At 70.8% G+C, this 17,689-nt stretch carries 24 protein-coding genes and 1 riboswitch; of the genes, 11 read left to right on the top strand and 13 right to left on the bottom strand.

Going from position 1 to position 17,689, the window contains the following annotated elements; all coding sequences use genetic code 11:
- Nucleotide 1: 1 nt before the first annotated feature.
- Nucleotides 2–856: an ABC transporter ATP-binding protein gene (locus ACZ5WE_RS23830; RefSeq protein WP_467691984.1), complete on the bottom strand. Its 855-nt coding sequence runs from the start codon at nt 854–856 to the stop codon at nt 2–4.
- Between the two features lie 206 nt (nt 857–1,062).
- Here ACZ5WE_RS23830 and ACZ5WE_RS23825 point away from each other — a divergent pair, with 206 nt between their 5' ends.
- On the top strand, nt 1,063–1,290 hold the full coding sequence (locus ACZ5WE_RS23825) for an antitoxin (RefSeq protein ID WP_467691983.1): 228 nt from the start codon (nt 1,063–1,065) through the stop codon (nt 1,288–1,290).
- A gap of 4 nt (nt 1,291–1,294) precedes the next feature.
- Nucleotides 1,295–1,666: a fic family toxin-antitoxin system, toxin component gene (locus tag ACZ5WE_RS23820; RefSeq protein WP_467691981.1), complete on the top strand. Its 372-nt coding sequence runs from the start codon at nt 1,295–1,297 to the stop codon at nt 1,664–1,666.
- A 30-nt stretch (nt 1,667–1,696) separates the two neighbouring features.
- On the opposite strand, the gene ACZ5WE_RS23815 is transcribed toward ACZ5WE_RS23820, so the two are convergent.
- A complete protein-coding gene (locus ACZ5WE_RS23815) occupies nt 1,697–2,047 on the bottom strand; it encodes a VOC family protein (RefSeq protein WP_467691980.1) in 351 nt (116 codons plus the stop codon).
- A gap of 50 nt (nt 2,048–2,097) precedes the next feature.
- On the opposite strand from ACZ5WE_RS23815, the gene ACZ5WE_RS23810 reads away from it, so the two are divergent.
- Nucleotides 2,098–2,460, top strand: coding sequence for a VOC family protein (locus tag ACZ5WE_RS23810; protein WP_467691979.1), 363 nt, complete (start codon nt 2,098–2,100; stop codon nt 2,458–2,460).
- 34 nt (nt 2,461–2,494) lie between these two features.
- Here ACZ5WE_RS23810 and ACZ5WE_RS23805 read toward each other — a convergent pair whose 3' ends face one another.
- The 4 genes from ACZ5WE_RS23805 to bioB all read right to left on the bottom strand — a co-directional run bounded on the left by ACZ5WE_RS23805 (nt 2,495) and on the right by bioB (nt 6,517).
- Entirely contained in the window at nt 2,495–3,166 is a 672-nt protein-coding gene (locus ACZ5WE_RS23805) for a class I SAM-dependent methyltransferase (protein WP_467691977.1), read from the bottom strand.
- A 142-nt stretch (nt 3,167–3,308) separates the two neighbouring features.
- Nucleotides 3,309–4,049 carry a dethiobiotin synthase gene (gene bioD / locus ACZ5WE_RS23800; RefSeq protein WP_467691975.1) on the bottom strand — a complete coding sequence of 247 codons (741 nt, stop codon included), beginning with the start codon at nt 4,047–4,049 and terminating at the stop codon, nt 3,309–3,311.
- 1 nt (nt 4,050) lies between these two features.
- Complete coding sequence (locus ACZ5WE_RS23795) at nt 4,051–5,340, bottom strand: adenosylmethionine--8-amino-7-oxononanoate transaminase (protein ID WP_467691973.1); 1,290 nt, start codon at nt 5,338–5,340, stop codon at nt 4,051–4,053.
- On the bottom strand, nt 5,333–6,517 hold the full coding sequence (gene bioB, locus ACZ5WE_RS23790; RefSeq protein ID WP_467691971.1) for a biotin synthase BioB: 1,185 nt from the start codon (nt 6,515–6,517) through the stop codon (nt 5,333–5,335). Before bioB ends, ACZ5WE_RS23795 begins: the two co-directional genes overlap by 8 nt.
- 162 nt (nt 6,518–6,679) lie before the next feature.
- Between bioB and ACZ5WE_RS23785 the strand changes: the two genes are divergently transcribed.
- On the top strand, nt 6,680–7,822 hold the full coding sequence (locus ACZ5WE_RS23785) for an 8-amino-7-oxononanoate synthase (RefSeq protein WP_467691970.1): 1,143 nt from the start codon (nt 6,680–6,682) through the stop codon (nt 7,820–7,822).
- On the opposite strand, the gene ACZ5WE_RS23780 is transcribed toward ACZ5WE_RS23785, so the two are convergent.
- Nucleotides 7,823–8,047: a DUF397 domain-containing protein gene (locus tag ACZ5WE_RS23780; RefSeq protein WP_467691968.1), complete on the bottom strand. Its 225-nt coding sequence runs from the start codon at nt 8,045–8,047 to the stop codon at nt 7,823–7,825.
- A gap of 9 nt (nt 8,048–8,056) precedes the next feature.
- Nucleotides 8,057–8,917, bottom strand: coding sequence for a helix-turn-helix domain-containing protein (locus ACZ5WE_RS23775; protein WP_467691966.1), 861 nt, complete (start codon nt 8,915–8,917; stop codon nt 8,057–8,059).
- Nucleotides 8,918–9,187: 270 nt separating this feature from the next.
- On the opposite strand from ACZ5WE_RS23775, the gene ACZ5WE_RS23770 reads away from it, so the two are divergent.
- Entirely contained in the window at nt 9,188–9,655 is a 468-nt protein-coding gene (locus tag ACZ5WE_RS23770) for an ATP-binding protein (RefSeq protein WP_467691964.1), read from the top strand.
- Here the strand turns inward: ACZ5WE_RS23770 and ACZ5WE_RS23765 are convergent.
- Complete coding sequence (locus ACZ5WE_RS23765) at nt 9,644–10,555, bottom strand: LysR family transcriptional regulator (protein ID WP_467691962.1); 912 nt, start codon at nt 10,553–10,555, stop codon at nt 9,644–9,646. The genes ACZ5WE_RS23770 and ACZ5WE_RS23765 overlap by 12 nt on opposite strands.
- Nucleotides 10,556–10,684: 129 nt before the next feature.
- Between ACZ5WE_RS23765 and ACZ5WE_RS23760 the strand changes: the two genes are divergently transcribed.
- Nucleotides 10,685–11,314 carry a LysE family translocator gene (locus ACZ5WE_RS23760; RefSeq protein WP_467691960.1) on the top strand — a complete coding sequence of 210 codons (630 nt, stop codon included), beginning with the start codon at nt 10,685–10,687 and terminating at the stop codon, nt 11,312–11,314.
- Here ACZ5WE_RS23760 and ACZ5WE_RS23755 read toward each other — a convergent pair.
- The 4 genes from ACZ5WE_RS23755 to ACZ5WE_RS23740 all read right to left on the bottom strand — a co-directional run bounded on the left by ACZ5WE_RS23755 (nt 11,292) and on the right by ACZ5WE_RS23740 (nt 13,961).
- Nucleotides 11,292–11,864, bottom strand: a complete 573-nt coding sequence (locus tag ACZ5WE_RS23755; RefSeq protein WP_467691958.1) for a DUF6328 family protein — start codon at nt 11,862–11,864, stop codon at nt 11,292–11,294. The two genes, ACZ5WE_RS23760 and ACZ5WE_RS23755, sit on opposite strands and share 23 nt — an antisense overlap.
- 140 nt (nt 11,865–12,004) lie before the next feature.
- Nucleotides 12,005–12,478: a C40 family peptidase gene (locus ACZ5WE_RS23750; RefSeq protein WP_467691956.1), complete on the bottom strand. Its 474-nt coding sequence runs from the start codon at nt 12,476–12,478 to the stop codon at nt 12,005–12,007.
- A 3-nt stretch (nt 12,479–12,481) separates the two neighbouring features.
- A riboswitch (cyclic di-AMP (ydaO/yuaA leader) is annotated at nt 12,482–12,654 on the bottom strand.
- A 355-nt stretch (nt 12,655–13,009) separates the two neighbouring features.
- Nucleotides 13,010–13,318 (bottom strand): hypothetical protein, encoded by a 309-nt coding sequence (locus ACZ5WE_RS23745; RefSeq protein ID WP_467691954.1) that lies wholly within the window; start codon nt 13,316–13,318, stop codon nt 13,010–13,012.
- A gap of 7 nt (nt 13,319–13,325) precedes the next feature.
- Nucleotides 13,326–13,961, bottom strand: a complete 636-nt coding sequence (locus ACZ5WE_RS23740; protein ID WP_467691952.1) for an ATP-dependent Clp protease proteolytic subunit — start codon at nt 13,959–13,961, stop codon at nt 13,326–13,328.
- A 151-nt stretch (nt 13,962–14,112) separates the two neighbouring features.
- Between ACZ5WE_RS23740 and ACZ5WE_RS23735 the strand changes: the two genes are divergently transcribed.
- From ACZ5WE_RS23735 to ACZ5WE_RS23715, 5 genes are all read left to right on the top strand, one after another.
- The gene (locus ACZ5WE_RS23735) at nt 14,113–15,606 is read left to right on the top strand and encodes an amidase (RefSeq protein ID WP_467691950.1); all 1,494 of its coding nucleotides are present in this window, start codon (nt 14,113–14,115) and stop codon (nt 15,604–15,606) included.
- Nucleotides 15,566–15,982: a phage holin family protein gene (locus tag ACZ5WE_RS23730; RefSeq protein ID WP_467691949.1), complete on the top strand. Its 417-nt coding sequence runs from the start codon at nt 15,566–15,568 to the stop codon at nt 15,980–15,982. The genes ACZ5WE_RS23735 and ACZ5WE_RS23730 overlap by 41 nt, the downstream gene beginning before the upstream one ends.
- Before the next feature lie 66 nt (nt 15,983–16,048).
- Complete coding sequence (locus ACZ5WE_RS23725) at nt 16,049–16,417, top strand: gas vesicle protein GvpO (RefSeq protein WP_467692332.1); 369 nt, start codon at nt 16,049–16,051, stop codon at nt 16,415–16,417.
- A 67-nt stretch (nt 16,418–16,484) separates the two neighbouring features.
- A complete protein-coding gene (locus ACZ5WE_RS23720; RefSeq protein WP_467691947.1) occupies nt 16,485–16,910 on the top strand; it encodes a gas vesicle structural protein GvpA in 426 nt (141 codons plus the stop codon).
- Nucleotides 16,907–17,686: a GvpL/GvpF family gas vesicle protein gene (locus ACZ5WE_RS23715; protein ID WP_467691945.1), complete on the top strand. Its 780-nt coding sequence runs from the start codon at nt 16,907–16,909 to the stop codon at nt 17,684–17,686. Before ACZ5WE_RS23720 ends, ACZ5WE_RS23715 begins: the two co-directional genes overlap by 4 nt.
- The last annotated feature ends 3 nt before the right edge of the window (nt 17,687–17,689 follow it).

The following is a 17,689-nucleotide window of genomic DNA, read 5'->3' as shown; positions in this document are numbered from 1 at the left end:
CTCAGTCCCGGTCCGGCGCGCTGTCGGCGCCCTGGCCGCTGTCGGCCCCGTCGGCCGCGGGACGGCTCTCCTTGGGCACCGCGTGGATCACGTCGAATCGTTTGAGGCGTTCGAGGACCGACTCCGCCGTAGGACGCGGCATCTCGTCGACGATGCGGCCGTCCGCGAGGAAGAGCACCAGGTCGGCATGGGCGGCGGCGCCGGGATCGTGGGTCACCATGACGACGGTCTGCTCCAGCTTGTCGACGGCCTCGCGCAGGAAGCCGAGCACTTCGAGGCCCGCACGCGAGTCGAGGTTGCCGGTCGGCTCGTCCGCGAAGATCAGTTCGGGACGCGAGGCGAGCGCCCGCGCGCACGCCACGCGTTGCTGCTGGCCGCCGGAGAGCTGGGCGGGCCGGTGTTTGAGGCGGTCGCGCAGGCCCAGCGTCTCGATGACGTGGTCAAGCCACTCGCGGTCGGGGCGCTGACCGGCGATGTCCATCGGCAACGTGATGTTCTCGGCGGCGTTCAGGGTGGGGATGAGGTTGAAGGACTGGAACATGAATCCGATGCGGTCGCGCCGCAGCTGTGTCAGCTCCCGCTCCTTCAGCCCCGTGATCTCGGTGTCGCCGAGCCACACCTGACCCGCGGAGACCGTGTCGAGCCCGGCGAGCAGGTGCATGAGCGTGGACTTCCCCGAGCCGGACGGGCCCATGACGGCCGTGAACCGTCCGCGCGCGATGTCCACGTCGACCGCGTCGAGGGCGAGCACGGTGGTCTCGCCGGAGCCGTACGCCTTGGTCAGACCGCGTGCCCGTGCGGCTACCTCGGTGGACTCCGCAAGGCCTGTGGCCGATGCCGAAGCAGGTGTGGACAACGCCGCCTCCTGGGTCGTGGACGCTCCAACTCCCTTAATCCTGCCGAGAGTAGAGGGTCTGGGCGGGCGTCGGTATCCCTCCAAGGTCGTGAACCGAAGACGCATGTAAGGGGCACTGGACGGGCTCCTCATGTGCGCCCCCGCGCCCTCGTGAGCCCTCCCGCACCCTCTTGCCGGTGCTAGCGCCGCGGCGCTAGCTTGAGGGCATGGCGAAGACCCAGCTGAACGTGCGGGTGGACGAAGGCACCGCCCGGGCCGCGCGCGAGCGAGCCCTCGCCCGCGGGATGAGCGTGAACCGCTACATCGAGGAACTGGTCAGGCAGGACGCCGGCGAGGTCGGCCACACCTTCGTCGAGGCCGCCGCCGATTTCATGAAGCAGTACGAATCCGTCTTCGCCGAAGAGTTCGGTGCTGAGCGCGAGGGTCGTCGCTGAGCCCTTGAACCTCAGAATCGATCTTGCCTGGCTTCTGATGATCGCCGAACACAAGACGCCCGGAGACCCGCAGGTCACCGACTGGGGTGCCCTGGTGGCCGCCGTCAGCCGGCACGAGGCGGAGATCTTCGGCGTGCCCGTCTACGAGGGCCCGCACGACCGGGCCGCCGCCCTGCTCCAGGTCCTCCTGCACATCCCTGCCCTGGAACGCTCCAACGCCCTGTTCGCCTCGTCCGCCGCCTACGCCTATCTGGTCGCCAGCGGCGTGAAGGTCGTCACCTCCCCCGAGCAGGTGCGCGAGCTGGCCCGCCTGGTGAAGGAGGACGGGGCGAGCGTGCGGGCCATCGCGGACGAGCTGCGGAAGTGGAGCCGCTAGCCTTCGGGCAAGCCGCCGCCCGGCGGGAACTCACAGGTCGGTGGCCCGCGGGTGACGTGGCTCGTACAGGCCCACCTCGCCGCCGCCCGGCAGCCTGAAGCGGGTGAGCAGACCCCAGCCGGCGTCGGTGACCGGCTGGGTGAACTTCACGCCCCCGGCGGTCAGTTCCCGCACCGTTTCCGCCACGTCGTCGCACATCAGATAGAGCTCGTGCGCCTCGGGCCCCGGCGTGGGATGGACGGCGGCCTCCGCGGGCGGCAGCTTGAAGATCAGCCAGCCGCCGCCCGCGTCGACGTGGGGGTAGTCCAGTACGTCCCGGAAGAAGGCCCGGTCGGCTTCGGCGTCGTTGCTGTAGATGATGAGGTGCGCGCCATTGATCATGCGGCGAGGATAGGTTCGGCGGGAGAGAGCCGCACTCCAGGAGGACGCCCATGCCTGCCGCCATCCAGCCGATGATCATCACCCCGGACCTCGAACGGCTGTTGCGTTTCTACCAGGAGCTGCTCGGGGCCGTGGAGGTGTCGAGGACTCCGGATGAGGGGCCCGCGTTCTTCGTGGACCTGCGCATCGGCGACTCGGAGCTCGGTGTGGTCTCGGACGCGAGCGTGCCGCTGGACACGCCGCAGCGCATTTTGCTGAGCGTGGCGGTGGAGGCCGTGGACGACCTCCTCGAGCGGGTGGACTCCCTCGGTGGTGAGACGCTCGGGCCGGCCAACGACATGCCGTGGGGGCAGCGCGTCGCGCACATCAAGGACCCGGACGGCAACGCGGTCAACCTCACGCAGCTGATCTGAGCCCCGCCTGCCCGTCTTGTCGGCGCGGGGCGGTTCAGTCGCTCTCGGGCCGCCGTGCGGTGCCGAGCACGCAGTAGGAGGAGGGCAGCCGCGGACCCTGCGGGGGCACCGACAGCCGCCGGTACGGGCCGATCTCGAAGCCCGCGGCGCGCAGGGCGCCCAGCGGGTCCCGCGCGACGTGACAGCCGCCGAAGAGGAGGGGCCAGACTGTGCGGTCCAGGACGCGCTGCGTGGCCGCCATCGCAGCGCCCGGAGCCACGCCGTGCTCGAAGAACCGCAGCTCGCCGCCCGGCCGCAGGACGCGCCGCAGCTCGCCGAGCGCGCGGGGCACGTCGTGCACGCTGCACAGCACCAGCGAGGCCACGGCGCCGTCGAAGGCCTCGCTCTTGACCGGCAGCGCCTCGGCGGCGCCGGGCACGACGTCGACCGGCACGTCGGCCCGCACGGCCGCGGACGCTGCCAACTGCCGCAGGATGCGCTCCGGTTCGATCGCCACGACCTCGGAGACCGCCGCCGGATAGTGCGCGAAGTTCAGGCCGTTCCCCGCACCGACCTCGATCACCCGCCCGGAAAGCCCGGCGAGCAGCTCCTTGCGGTACGTGGCGATGACGCGCTCGGCGGCCACGCTCTGGCGGGCGTAGAACCGGGCGAAGACGGGGTGGTGCACCGCGTCCCGTGACGCGGCTTTGGCGAAGCGAGGTGACATGGGCCCTCCTCGACGGGACGAGCGGATACCGCAATGGTGCCCCGGCGCGACCGGTTTCCCCCATGCCGACGCGAACGACCCCCTCGCGGCGGGGCGCCGCCTCCCTCGGATGCCGCTGGGCCCCTGCCTCCACCCCCGGAGTTCAGCGCGTAGCCCCGATGCCCTGGGGCGCCTCCCGCTCGGTGAACGTTGCCGCGTCCCAGCTGCCGCCCAGCTGTGGAGCCAGCCAACCGGCCGCGTGGGTGCGGAAGTCGGCGCGGGTGAGGGACCCCGCACCCTGCGGGACAGCACCGAGCAGCGGTGCGCCCGCTGACTGCGGCAGGTCCGCGAGGTTGCAGCGTGACGCCAGGTCCGGTGCGCCGGGCCAGCTGCCGACCGTGACGCCCAGAGGGGCCAGGCCACGGGCCCGCAGTGCCTCCGCCGTGAGCGCCGTCGAGTTCAGCGTGCCGAGGCCCGCCGACGCGACCACCAGGACCGGGGCCTCGAGGAGGCGGGCGGCGTCGGCGAGGGTGGCGCCCTCGTCGTCGTAGCGGACGAGCAGGCCGCCCGCGCCCTCGATCAGGACCAGGTCGTGCTCCGTCGCCAACTTCTGTGCCGCGTCGGCCACTTCGTACGGGCGCACCGGTGCCATGCCCGCCCGCCGTGCCGCGGTGTTCGGCGCCAACGGCTCGGGGAAGCGGGCGAGTTCGAGGGTGGTGATCTCGTGGCCTGCCAGCCGCGTCACCTCTTCCGCGTCGCCCGGCTCGCCGGGCGCCACCCCCGTCTGCGCGGGCTTGAGCATCGCGACGCTGCGCCCCGAGGCAAGGGCGAGGGCGGCCACCGCCGCCGTCGTCACCGTCTTGCCGATCTCGGTGCCCGTCCCGGACACCACCATGACCGTCATCTCAGCCCTCCTTCGCCGCCGCGCACACCGCGCGCCCGATCCGTGCCACGTCGTCGTCGCTCGTGATGAACGGCGGCATCGTGTAGATGAGGTCGCGGAACGGCCGCACCCACACCCCCTCGCGGGTCGCGGCGCGGGTCGCCGCCGCCATGTCCACGTCGTGGTCAAGCTGTACGACGCCGATCGCGCCGAGCACGCGTACGTCACGGACGCCCGGCAGGTCAGCCGCCTCGGCCAGCGTGGCGCGCAGGCCCGCCTCGATGCGTTTGACCTCGGTCTGCCAGTCCTGCCCGAGGAGCAGCTCGATCGAGGCGGCGGCCACCGCGGTGGCCAGCGGATTGCCCATGAACGTCGGGCCGTGGGCCAGGACCGGCACCTCGCCCCGCGAGATTCCGTCCGCGACCCGCGATGTGCACAGCGTCGCCGCCAGCGTCAGATAGCCGCCGGTCAGCGCCTTGCCCAGGCACATCACATCGGGCGTGACCCCGGCGTGGTCGGCGGCGAACAGCGCACCCGTGCGGCCGAACCCCGTGGCGATCTCGTCGAACACGAGCAGCACGTCGTGCTCGTCGCAGGCCTCCCGCAACACGCGCAGATACGCGGGGGAGTGGAACCGCATACCGCCCGCGCCCTGCACCACGGGCTCCACGATCACGGCGGCAAGCTCGTCGGCGTGGCGCCCGATCATCTCCCGCAGGTGGTCCGCGTACGCGTCGTCGTACGCCTCGAAGCCCGCGGGCGGCGCGTCCGCGAACACCTGCTCGGGCAGCGCCCCCTGCCAGAGCTCGTGCATACCGCCCTCGGGGTCGCACACCGACATGGGCTGCCAGGTGTCCCCGTGGTAGCCGCCCCGCCAGGTCATCATCCGCCGCTTGGCCGGGCGGCCGAGCGAGCGCCAGTGCTGCAGGCACATCTTGACCGCGACCTCGACCGACACCGAACCGGAGTCCGCGAGGAAGACATGCTCGAGCCCCTCCGGCGCTATGTCGACAAGGCGCTTCGCCAGACGGACGGCGGGCTCATGGGTGAGCCCGCCGAACATGACATGGCTCATCCGGTCCAGCTGCCCGCGCACCGCGTCGTTGAGCACAGGGTGGTTGTAGCCGTGGATCGCCGACCACCAGGACGACATCCCGTCGACCAACTCGCCCCGGTCGCCCGCGAGTCGCAGCCGCACACCGCTCGCCGACTCGATGACCAGGGGCTCCTGGCGGCCGGGCATGGGGCCGTACGGATGCCACACATGACGGCGGTCCAGGTCGAGCAGCTCGGGCACGGAGAGGTCAGGCATTGGGCGCCAGATCCGTTCCCGCGCCCCGGCGGCGTACCGCCACCAGGTCCGTGCGTGCCTCGGACGTCTCACCCTCCGCGGCCTCGACCGGCGCCGGCTCGGACGAACCGCACGGCCCGCAGCCGCCCCCGGCATCGCCGTGCGACCCGCAGCCGGCCGCCGCCAACGCGTCCGCGCGGTGCTCCGGAAGCGTCACCGTGTCCGTGCCCTCGACCTCGAAACCGGCGTCCGCGATCATCTCAAGGTCGGTCTTGCCGGCCTGGCCCTCACTGGTCAGGTAGTCGCCCAGGAAGATCGAGTTGGCGAGGTGCAGCGCCAGGGGCTGCATCGTGCGCAGGTGCACCTCGCGGCCGCCCGCGATGCGGACCTCCACGTCGGGGCAGACGAAGCGGACCATCGCCAGGATGCGCAGGCAGCGCTGCGGGGTGAGGTTCCACTCCTTGGCGAGCGGGGTGCCCTCGAAGGGGATCAGGAAGTTGACCGGCACCGAGTCGGGGTCGAGGTCGCGCAGCGCGTAGACCACGTCCACCAGGTCCTCGTCGCTCTCGCCCATGCCCGCGATAAGACCCGAACAGGCGGAGAGGCCCGCGGCCTGCGCCTGCTGCACGGTGTCCACGCGGTCGGCGTACGTGTGGGTGGTGGTGATCTCGCCGTACGTCCCCTCGGACGTGTTGAGGTTGTGGTTGTACGCGTCCGCGCCCGCCGTGCGCAGTTTGTCCGCCTGGCCCGCGGAGAGCAGTCCGAGGCACGCGCACACCTCGACGCCTTCGTGTCGGTCCTTGATCGCCTCGATGGTCTGCGAGACCCGGTCGACGTCACGGTCGGTCGGACCGCGCCCGCTGGCGACCAGGCAGACCCGCTTGGCACCGCCCGCGACACCGGCCGCGGCGGCCTGCGAGGCCTCGTCGGGCTTGAGCCAGGTGTACTTGAGGATGCCGGCCGTCGAGCCGAGGCGCTGCGAACAGTACGAGCAGTCCTCCGGGCAGAGCCCCGACTTGAGGTTGACCAGATAGTTGAGTTTCACCCGGCGCCCGAACCACTGGCGCCGTACCTTCCCGGCGGCGGAAACCACGTCGAGAAGCTCGTCGTCGGAGGTGGCCAGCACGGCCAGCGCCTCTTCACGGGTCGGCAGCTCGCGCCGAAGCCCCTTGTCCACCAGCATGTTCAGCAGATCCATGGCGCTGATCCTTACGCAACTGAGCCTCGCTTTCCAAGGAGACTTCGCACAACAGACACGCTGAGAGGTGTGGGTATTGCCACATCCTGGCCCGGTGGCCGGGCGGCTAGGGTCTGTGCACTGTCTACAAACCGGCCAGTGCTGACGACCCGGAGGGACCCCATGGCGAGCTCGCCGTTCGACTGGATCGACGAGCAGGCGAGCCTGCGCGCACGGGCCGGACTCGTCCGCACCCTGCGCCCCCGCCCCGCCGACGCCGGCGGCCTCCTCGACCTGGCGAGCAACGACTACCTGGGTCTTGCCAGGCACCCCGCGATCACCGAGGCCGCGGCAACGGCGGCCCGGCGCTGGGGCGGTGGAGCCACCGGTTCGCGCCTGGTGACCGGCTCCACCGAACTGCACGCGGAACTCGAGCGCGAGCTCGCCGAGTTCTGCGGCTTCGAGGCCGCGCTGGTCCTTTCCTCCGGATACGCCGCGAACCTCGCCGCCGTCACCGCTCTCGCCCCGTACGGATCGCTGATCGTCTCGGACGCGGGCAACCACGCCTCGCTGATCGACGGCTGCCGTCTGGCACGCGGTACGACGCAGGTGGTGCCGCACGCCGATCCCGAAGCGGTGCGCAAGACACTGGACGGCCACACGGGACCCTCTGTCGTCGTGTCGGACACGGTCTTCTCGGTCGACGGCGACGCGGCTTCACTGACCGAACTCAGTTCCGTCTGCGGTGAGTTCGGTGCCGGTCTCATCGTCGACGACGCCCATGGGCTCGGCGTGCTCGGCGACGGGGGACGCGGCGCCCCGCAGGCCGCCGGCCTCGCGGGCACGGCTCACACGGTGGCCACGGTCACCCTGTCGAAGTCCTTCGGCAGCCAGGGCGGCGCCGTCCTCGGGCCCGCCAAGGTCATCGACCATCTGGTCAACGCGGCCCGGACCTTCATCTTCGACACGGGGCTCGCTCCCGCCGCCGCGGGCGCGGCCCTCGCGGCCCTGCGGCTGCTTCGCGGGGAGCCGGAGCGTGCCGCGCGGGCACGCGCGGTCGCGGCCGAGCTGCATCAACGCCTCACGGCGGAAGGTCTCTCGGCGGTACGCCCCGACGCCGCCGTCGTCTCCGTGCGGGCGCCCTCGCCGGAAGCGGCCGTGCGCTGGGCCGCCGACTGCCGGGGCGCGGGCCTCGCCGTCGGCTGCTTCCGTCCGCCGTCGGTTCCCGACGGCATCTCGCGGCTGCGGCTGACCGCCCGGGCGGATCTCACCGACGCGCAGATCGCCGATGCCGTACGAGTGATCAGCCGCGCCGCACCCCGGTAGTCACCGGAGGCCGTGGACGAAGGCCTCCCATGTCGCGGGTGAGAAGAGCAGGGCGGGCCCTGCCGTGTTCTTCGAGTCGCGCACGGCGAGCAGCCCCTGCTTCGGCCCTGAAGCGAGCGAGGCTGTCTCCACGCAGTTGTTCATGCCGTTGCTGCGGCTGCTGCGGTACCACCGTGCGTCGTGCAGAGAGGTGCTGGAAGGTACGTGCCGAGGCAGTGCAGTCATGGTGCCCCCTTACGCGCCGTCACGTATCCCGGCGATGTGTTCCGTTGATTCCTCGGGTGAAAGCGCCTTTCCCTGAAGGGAGTTGAAGGCCTCCGTGTATGCCTGGAGGTCTTCTTTCCGTTCGAGGTAGAGGCTACTCGTCAAGTGGTCGAGAACAACCACATCCAGATCAGCAATGTTCGGAAATGAGAAGATAACGAAAGACCCGATGAGTCCCACATGCTCTCCGGCGGCGAATGGCAGCACCTGAAGTCGTACATGGGGCAACTGTCCGGCTTCCAGTAACCGCTTCAACTGACCAGCGAGCACCTGGCTGCCGCCCACCGGCCGGTGCAGCACCGCCTCGTCAAGGATCACGCTCAATCGCAGCGGGGGAGCCGTGCGCAGCACGTCCTGACGGGCCAGACGCACCTCCACCAGCGTGTCCACCTGCTCGTCCGGCAGTCCGTCGAGCGCGGCCCGCGTCACCGCACGCGCGTAGTCCGGCGTCTGCAACAGGCCCGGCACGACGGTGGTCTCCAGGGTGCGCATCCGACAGGCCTGTGACTCCAGACTGATGAAGTCGCGGTAGGCGGGCGGCAGCAGCTCGCGATAGGCGTGCCACCAGTGGCGGCGACCAACGTCGTCGTCCGAGCCCGCCAATGCCACCAGCAACTGGCGGAGTTGGGGGTCCCGCACCTCGTACGCATCGAGCAGCAGTCCTACGTCGGCCGCCTTGACGCTGCTACGCCCCGTCTCGATCCGGCTGACCTTCGACTGATGCCACCCGACCCGGTCCGCCGCCTGGCCACTGGTGAGCCCGGCGTGCGCGCGCAGCGCGCGCAGTTCGGCGCCGAGTTTCCGACGGCGCACCGCGGGACCGTACCGCATGTCCGTCTCCTTCCCGACGGAGCGTTCCTATTCGGCCTTCCCAGGGCCGCTCAGGGGCGACAGTAGAGGAAGCGCCGACCTCGCGCCCAAATACGGTCTCTCGTAGCAGAGTTCACCGCTTCGAGCGACAGATATATGCACATCCTGGTGGATGGCCACCTGTGAGGGGCCCAAGAGTGGCAGGCTGGCGCGAAGCACCATTCCGGGACTGTCCTCGTTACTTCCGCTACGAGTCGGAGCCGAGCCCGGTGGGAAAGGGACAACGTCGCCATGGCAGACCTTCAGGAAGCATCCGTCACCCTGCCGAGCGATCCTGCCTCGGTCTCCGCGGCCCGGAAATACGTCTTGAGCGTCCTTGCCGAGTGGGGCCTGCCGGGCGAGACCGAAGCGGCCGACACGGTCCGGCTCATCGTCTCCGAACTCGCCACGAACGCCGTCCAGCACACCCGGGGCCAGTCGCCCACCTTCCGGGTGGACATCGAGCTCGACCGGGACGAACAGCTGCGCATCGGCGTCACCGACAGCCACCCGCGCTACCCCAAGCGGCTGCCCGCGGCCGTCCAGCAGGACAACGGCCGCGGCCTGGTGATCATCCGCTGGCTCACCACGGAGTGCGGCGGCAGGCTGTCGGTCACCCCCACAGCGGAGGGCGGCAAGACGGTCTGGATCGCGCTGCCGTGGACCGCGCCGGTCCGCGGTGAGGCAACGGCACCCTCGGCCTCGCCCTCACCCCGCTGAGCGTCCGAAGGCCCCCCGGAGCAGGGCCCGGAAGGTGTCCGCCGCCGGATGCGACTCGTCGGTGCGGTGGACGACGGAGATCGTGCGGCGCAGGCTGCCCGGCTCCAGCGGCCGCATCCCCACCGGCGTCGCAGCCGTCCGCGCCACCATCTCCGGTACGACGGCGACGCCGAGCCCGGCGCTGACCAGCGCGCACACCAGCGCGTAGCCCGGAGTCTCGACCAGGACCGCGGGCGTCGCGCCGGCCCGCGCCAGCGCGGACTCCACGCCCTGCCGGGGCGGATGCGTCGGCGCCATGCTGATGAGCGGCTGCCCGGCGAGTTCGGTCAGGGGCAGCCGTGAGGGGGAGTTCGCGAGTGCGTGCCCAGGCGCGGTCACCAGGACCAGTTCCTCCACCAGGATCGGCTCCGCCGTCACGGACGCGGGCAGCGGCACCGGATCCGCAGGCTCGTACGTATGCGTGAGGGCGAGGTCGACCTCGCCCGCCGCCACGGCCGCGACGCCGAGCGGCGGTTCATAGCCCCGTACCGTCAGATCGATGTCCGGATGTGCGCGGCGGAACGCCGTCAGCGCGGGCGGCACCAGATGGATCCCGGCGGTGGTGAAGGTGCCCACGCGCAGCCTGCCGCCGGAAAGACCCGCGAGACGGGCCAGTTCGTGCCGGGCCTGCTCCATCTCGTCCAGGACCCGGCGGGCCCGCGCGAGCAGCAGCTCACCCGCGCCGGTCAGACGCGCCCCGCGGTGATGCCGGACCAGGAGCGCGGTGCCCGCCTCCCGCTCGAGCTTGGCCAGCTGCTGGGAGAGGGCGGGCACGGTGTAGCCGAGGCGCTCGGCTGCGCGGGTGATCGACCCGGCCTCGGAGACCGCCACCAGTGCGGCGAGCCGCGTCGGGTCGTACATGGTCTCTCCCGGTACAGGAGCCGACGGGCGCTGGAGCGGTCCGTCGTCGTGGGGCTAAAGGCCTGCTTAAGGCAGACCCAGGATATTGCACATACCTGCTGAAGGCAGAAGAACGGCAGGCTGGAAGCCATGGACGCACAACTGGTCGCCTTCACCGGGGTCGCCGCGGGCATGGTCGCCATGCCGGGCGCCGACTTCGCCGTCGTGGTGCGCAACGCCCTCGCCTCCCGCCGTGCCGGGGTCATCTGCGCGGTCGGTGTCGCGGGCGGGCTCCTGGTGCACACGGCGCTCGCGGTGGCCGGGGTCGCGGCGGTCCTCGCGGCGGTTCCCACGCTGTTCCGGGCGTTGCAGGCCGCGGGTGGGGCCTACGTGCTGTACCTCGGCTACCGCGCGCTGCGGTCGGCGGCGCGTCCGCTCGAGAGCTTCGGTGCGCGGGACGGCGCGGAGCAGGCGGCGGCCGGGGGCAGCCTGCGGCAGGGCTTCTTCACCAACGCCCTCAACCCCAAGGCGCCCATCACCTTCCTCAGCGTGCTGCCCCAGTTCGTGCCCGCGGGCAGCCCCGCGATGCCGAGGACCCTGCTGCTCGCGTCCATCATCGTGGCCCTCGCCCTGGTGTGGTTCCCGGTCGTCGCCCTCCTGGTCGACCGGCTCGGGCGGTGGCTGCGCAGGCCGCGCACGGCCCGTGCCATCGAGGGCGGCACGGGCGTCGCGCTCAGCGTGCTCGGCCTGGTGCTCCTCACCGAGGCCCTGCTGGCCTGACGCCGCGCGACGTGTCCGATTCCGTGCCCTCGTCGCCCCCACTCCCGTCCTCGCCCTTGTCCGCCGCGCCGCGCACCAGGAGGGGGAGCAGGCCCCACAGGCCGGCGCACACCACCAGCGTGCCCGCGCTCGCGATGATCCCTCCGGTCCTGCCCACCGCCACGTCGACGACCAGCAGCACGGCGCCGGAGACCGCGAACACCAGGACCCCCAGACCGACGCCGGCGAGGCGGGACGACACCCGCACGATCAGCGGCTTGGCGCGCTGCCCGAACAGCGACCTGTGCACGGCGGCCGGAGCGGTGAACAACGCCGCGGCGAGGACGGCGAGCAGCAGCGTGGTCACGTAGGTGGCGCGCTGCACCGTGTCGAGCGAGGGGAAGCGCTCGGTGAAAGCGAGCGTCAGCAGGAACGCGAAGAGGATCTGCACCCCGGCCTGCGTGACCCGCAGTTCCTGGAGGATCTCCGCGAAGTTGCGATCGGCGCGTTCGAAGCGCGTCTCGTTGCGTGGCGGCTCGCCTGCGGTGGAGGGACTGTTGTTTTCGGCCATGGCGCACGAGTATCCGCGTCGAGGTGCCCCACGCCTGGCGGGCACGCCGAGCGGAGGGCCGGGCGAGCGGTGGCGGGCGGCCGTGCGGCCGCCGCCACCGCCCCCGGACGGGCCGGTGACCGGCGGTCAGTGACGGGCCATCAGCGCACCCGGCCGTAGGAGACGCTCTTCGTCCAGATCTTCTCGAGCCGCACCACGGTGTTCGACTTGGGAGCGTGCCAGATCCGGCCCTTGCCGGCGTAAATGCCGACGTGGTAGACGTTCCGGCCGGAGTGGAAGAAGACCAGGTCACCGCGGGTGCGGTTGGACGCGGAGACATGGCGGGTCTTGTTGTACTGCTGTCCGGCGGTGCGCGGCAGTTTCTTGCCCGCGCGCTTGAACGAGTACTGGGTCAGGCCCGAGCAGTCGAACCGGTTCGGCCCCGTCGCTCCGTAGCCGTACGGGGAGCCTTTCTTGGAGGCGGCGATCTTGAGCGCCTTCGTCCCGTGAGTCGCCGCCTCTGCCTCCGACGTGAGCCCTGGGGCCACGAGCGTGCCGCCTACGACGGCGAGCGTGAGGGCCGATACGGAACCGGCCCTGGTGAGCAGCGACGGAACATGATTCAGCGCGGTCATGCGCAACCCTTCGTCAACCGCCTGTGAAGGATGACCTGTCGGATTCGGGCTGACAAAGTTGCCCGGCCGCGATGTGCGGCTTCACCCCAAGGGCCTGCGTCCGGACTTTCCGGACCGACCCGTCATGCCTGGGTCCTCCACTCCTGCCAATGCACCGATGTCGACCGGTCATCCGGGCGGCGGCAGGACTCGGCGTCCGCCCGGACCGCCCCGCCGCTGCGGCGGGGGCTTGTCGTCGAAAGGGATCTTGACCCGTCAAGGGCGCGAATTCCGAGCCGAAACGGCGTTTTGTGAGGCTCCTCACGGCTGAACCGTTCGGGTGGACAAGGTCGGATTCGGGGTCCGGGAACGGCACCCGACGATCGTTCGACCAGCACCGGAACAAGTAATTCCGGCCCCCGCGTACACATCTGACGCAACTGCAGACGGCCCGAATAACGACGATTGTCTACGCCGAACGAGGTAGCCCGTTTGGTTCGTTTGAGATCGGCCCGGGACGCATCGGACTCCGGGCCGCTGGATGACGGGTGCTCAGGACGCTGTCGGAGGCGGAACGGTGACCCGCCCGGCCCGCCGCTCCCCGTCGAGGACCCGCAGAGCCCGTGCCAACGTCGCTGCGTGCACGGCGCTCTCTCCCCGCTGGTGCATGAGCGTCAGCGCGTCCCGCAGGGCGGTCGCGCTGCCGACCAGGGCCTGGGCGGCGCGCAGCCCGCCGTAGGTGTCCGAGGCGCGGGCGGGGTTGATCCGGCCCACCAGGTCGATCACTTCGAGGTACCGGTCGATCAACTCGCCCTCGGCGCGGGTGAGCGCGGGCAGCGGAGGAAGTTCGGGTGGCAGCATCGGCGCTTCACCCCGCGCCCGGGGTGCGGAGGGACGACTTGCGGCTCGCGATGATCCGGTCCACCAGGCCGTAGTCAACTGCCTCGGTCGCGCTGAGGATCTTGTCCCGTTCGATGTCGGCCGAGACGCGTTCCGCGCTCTGGCCCGTGTGTTGGACGAGCAGCCTCTCCAGTTGCGCGCGGGTGCGCAGGAGTTCGTCGGCTTGGATCGCCAGGTCGGAGGTCTGGCCGTGGACCGGCTCGGCGAGCGAGGGCTGGTGGATCAGCACCCGGGCGCCGGGCAGCGCGAACCGCTTGCCGGGCGTCCCCGCGGCCAGCAGGACGGCGGCCGACGACGCTGCCTGCCCCAGGCACGTCGTCTCCACGTCGCAGGAGACGAACCGGATCGTGTCGTAGATCGCGGTCATCGCGCTGAACGAGCCGCCGGGGGAGTTGATGTAGAGCGCGATGTCGCGGTCGGGCGCCAGATATTCGAGGTGCATGAACTGTGCCATCACGTCGTTGGCCGACGTGTCGTCGATCGGCGTCCCCAGGAAGACGATGCGCTCCTCGAGGAGCTTCGAGTACGGGTCGAGGGTCCGCTGCCCCGTGCTGGTGCGCTCGGTGAACTCGGGCAGGACATAGCGGGCGAACGGTCGGTTCATGGCACGTCTCTCCTCTGCCGGGGTCGGCTGCTCCCCAAGGCTCCTGTAAAAAATGTACAGGACGTACGTAACGTTCGGGTGAGATGGCGCGACGACGTGGGCATGCTCCGCATCGTCGTGATCTCCCATCCCGAGCCGAAGGTGTCGTCCAATGAGCCCCGAAGCCCAGCTCGTCCACCTCACCGCCCGTGAACTCGCCGCCGGAATCCGCACCCGGGAGCTGTCGGCCCGCGAGGTCGTCCAGGCGCACCTGGAGCGGATCGAGCAGGTCAACGGTTCCGTGAACGCGGTGGTGACCCTGGTGGCGGAGCGCGCCCTCGACGAGGCGCGCACCGCCGACGAGGCCGCCGCGCGCGGCGAGCCGCTCGGCCCGCTGCACGGGTTGCCCGTCGCCCACAAGGACACCCACGACACCCGCGGCGTCCGGACCACCTATGGGACGCCGCTCCTCGCCGGCAACGTCCCGGACAGGGACGAGTTGATCGTCGAACGCATCCGCGCCGCCGGGGCGATCACCATCGGTAAGACCAACGTGCCCGAGTTCGCCGCCGGTTCGCACACCGTCAACCCGCTCTTCGGGGCCACCCGCAATCCGTACGACCCTCAGCGGTCGGCGGGCGGCAGCAGCGGGGGAGCGGCGGCGGCGCTCGCGTGCGGCATGCATCCTCTGGCCGACGGCAGCGACATGGGCGGTTCGCTGCGCAACCCGGCGTCGTTCTGCAACGTGGTGGGCCTGCGCCCCTCGCCGGGCCGGGTGCCGAGCTGGCCGGACACCGCGCCCTGGTCGACGATGACCGTGCAGGGGCCGATGGCCCGCACGGTCGCCGACGCGGCCCTGCTGCTGTCCGTCGTCGCCGGGCCCGACCCGCGCTCACCGATCGCCCTCGAGACGCCGGGAAGCGCGTTCGGTGGGTCGCTTGACCGGGACTTGGGAAGGCTGCGGATCGCCTGGTCGCCGGACCTGGGAGGGGCGGTGCCGGTCGACCGTGAGGTCAGGGACGTGCTCGCGCCCGCGGTCACGGCCTTCGCCGACATGGGGTGCGCGGTCGAGGAAGCGTGCCCCGATCTGTCCGGCGCCGACGAGGTGTTCCGCACCTTCCGCGCCTGGCAGTTCCATCTGGCGCTCGGCGGCCTGCTGAAGACCGCGACCGAACGGATCAAACCCAGCCTGGTCCGGAATATACGACAAGGGAGCACACTCACCGGCATCGACCTGGAGCGGGCCACCGTGCTGCACGGTCAACTGTTCCACCGGGTGCGGGAGTTCTTCGAGCGGTACGACGCGCTGGTCCTGCCCACCAGTCAAGTCCCCCCGTTCCCCATTGATTTGGAGTATCCGGACAAGGTCGACGGGGTGCCCATGGCGGACTATCTGGACTGGATGCGCTCGGCGTACCTGGTGTCCGCGACCGGCAGCCCGGCCCTGTCCGTGCCCGCCGGATTCACCCCCGGCGGACTGCCGGTCGGGCTGCAGATCGTCGGGCCGCACCGCGGCGACCTACGGGTTCTGCAGATCGGTCACGCTTTTGAACAAGCGACCCGGCACGGCGAACGCAGGCCGGAGCGGAGCGTTACGCGTCCCGGCGGCCGGGTACTCGGGCGCCATGGATCGTTTGGAGCATCTGGACAAGAGACTCATCGATGAACTGACGCACGCGGCCCGCGAGGCCGTACGCGACGAGCTGAAGGAGCAGACGCGCAAGCAGCGCCGCAAGGCCGCGCTGTACGCCGGTGCGGGGGCCGTCGGCCTCTACGCGGGCGCCGCGCTTGCGCTCGCTCTCGGCCTCGCGCTGGCTCTGGGGCTGCCCGACTGGGCGGCCGCGCTGATCACCGCGGTGGTCCTCGGTGTCGTGGCCTTCCTGTTGCGCGGCGCGGCCCGTCCTTCCGTGGACCGGGAGCCATCCATGGCCCCTCCGCCCGTGACACCGCAGGCGCCCGCACCGCCGACCGTGCCGCCGACCGTGGACGCGACGCACCCGGGGGGCACGGAGCCCGAGGTGCCGCACCGCTGGGGCCAGTGAGCCGCGACACCTCAAGAGAGATGTTTGGCCAACGAATTACGGGCCACTCGTGAAGAAGAGGTGGCCATATTGAACACATCGTCGGATCCAGAGAAGAAAAAGGCGAGTTCGCAGAACTCGCGCAGTTCAACCGAAAACGCGGAAAGCGGCGGGACGCAGCGCCGCCCGGGCCCCATGGAGGTGCTGCGCACCGCACGCACCCAGCTCGCCGAGCTGACCGGGATGGTCGCCGAGTCCGTGTCGTCCTTCGAGCAGACCGAGGACGGCTGGACGCTGGAGATCGAGGTCCTGGAACTCACCCGGGTGCCGGACACGATGAGTCTCCTCGCGAGCTACCAGGTGGAGTGCGACCCGCAGGGCGAGCTCCTTGGCTACCGGCGCATCCGCCGCTACGAACGCGGTCGGGCCGACGGTCAGAAGGCCGGCGGCCGGTAGCGAACCCGTCGCGCGGGTTTTCCGCGGATTTTCCAACAGACTCCCCAGATAAGGAGGGCCGGTCGTCATGACCGTTGTCCCTGCACAGCAATCCGGTGGATCGGGCGGCACCAGTGGCCTCTACGACGTCCTGGAGCTCGTTCTCGACCGTGGCCTCGTCATTGACGCCTTCGTGCGTGTCTCGCTCGTCGGCATCGAGATCCTGAAGATCGACGTACGTGTGGTCATAGCCAGCGTGGACACGTATCTGCGCTTCGCCGAGGCGTGCAACCGCCTCGACTTGGAGGCGGGACCGCGCAAGGACCCCGGTCTCCCCGACCTGGTGGGCGAGATGACCGAGTCCGGCGCGCGCGGCAAGTCCAAGGGCGCGCTGTCCGGTGCCGCCGAGACCATTTCCGACGCGTTCAAGCAGTCCCGTGAAGAGGGTCAGTCGGAGTCCCGTCCGCGCGCCCGTAAGAGCACGTCCGCGCGCAGGAAGGAGGAGCAGGAATGAGCACGTACGTCTACGGCATCGCCGCGAGTACACACCCGGCACTGCCCGAAGGCATGGACGGCGTAGGGAAGCCCTCTCGCCCCGTGCGCATCGTCAAGGAAGGCGACTTGGCGGCGATCGTCAGTGAGGCGCCCGAGTCGCTGCGCGCCAAGCGCCACGACCTGCTGGCCCACCAGAACGTGCTGAACGAGGCAGGCGCGGCGGGCCCGGTCCTTCCCATGCGGTTCGGCAATGTCGCCCCGGACGACGCGTCCGTCACGAGCGTGCTCGCCGAACGCGCCGAGCACTACCGCGAGCGGCTCGCGACGCTGGCCGGCAAGGTCGAGTACAACGTCAAGGCGAGCCACGAGGAGCAGGCCGCCCTGCACCGCGTGATGGCCGACAACCCCGAGGTGCAGGCACTGGCCGAGGCCAACCGCCAGGCGGGTGGCGGAAGTTACGAACAGAAGCTGCAGCTCGGCGAGATGGTGGTGGCCGCGCTCCAGGCCCGCGAGGCCGAGGACGCGGTGGAACTGCACCGCACTCTGGAGCCTGCCGCGCACGCCGTCAGTGTGGGCCCCGAGTCCACCGGATGGCTGGCCAACCTGTCGTTCCTGGTGGAGCGCGACTCGTCCGCGGTGTTCCTCGCCGCCGTCGATGAGGTCCGCAAGGGTCATCCGCACATCGAGCTGCGCGTCAACGGCCCGCTGCCGCCCTACAGCTTCGTCGAGCCCGGCCCCTCCGAGCCGACCGGAGCCACTGCGGAGTCCGCGTCCTCGCAGGCGGGCGGCGAGTAACCG

Source organism: Streptomyces sp. NPDC033180, assembly GCF_055577645.1.
This window is presented reverse-complemented; position numbering and strand designations above follow the sequence as displayed.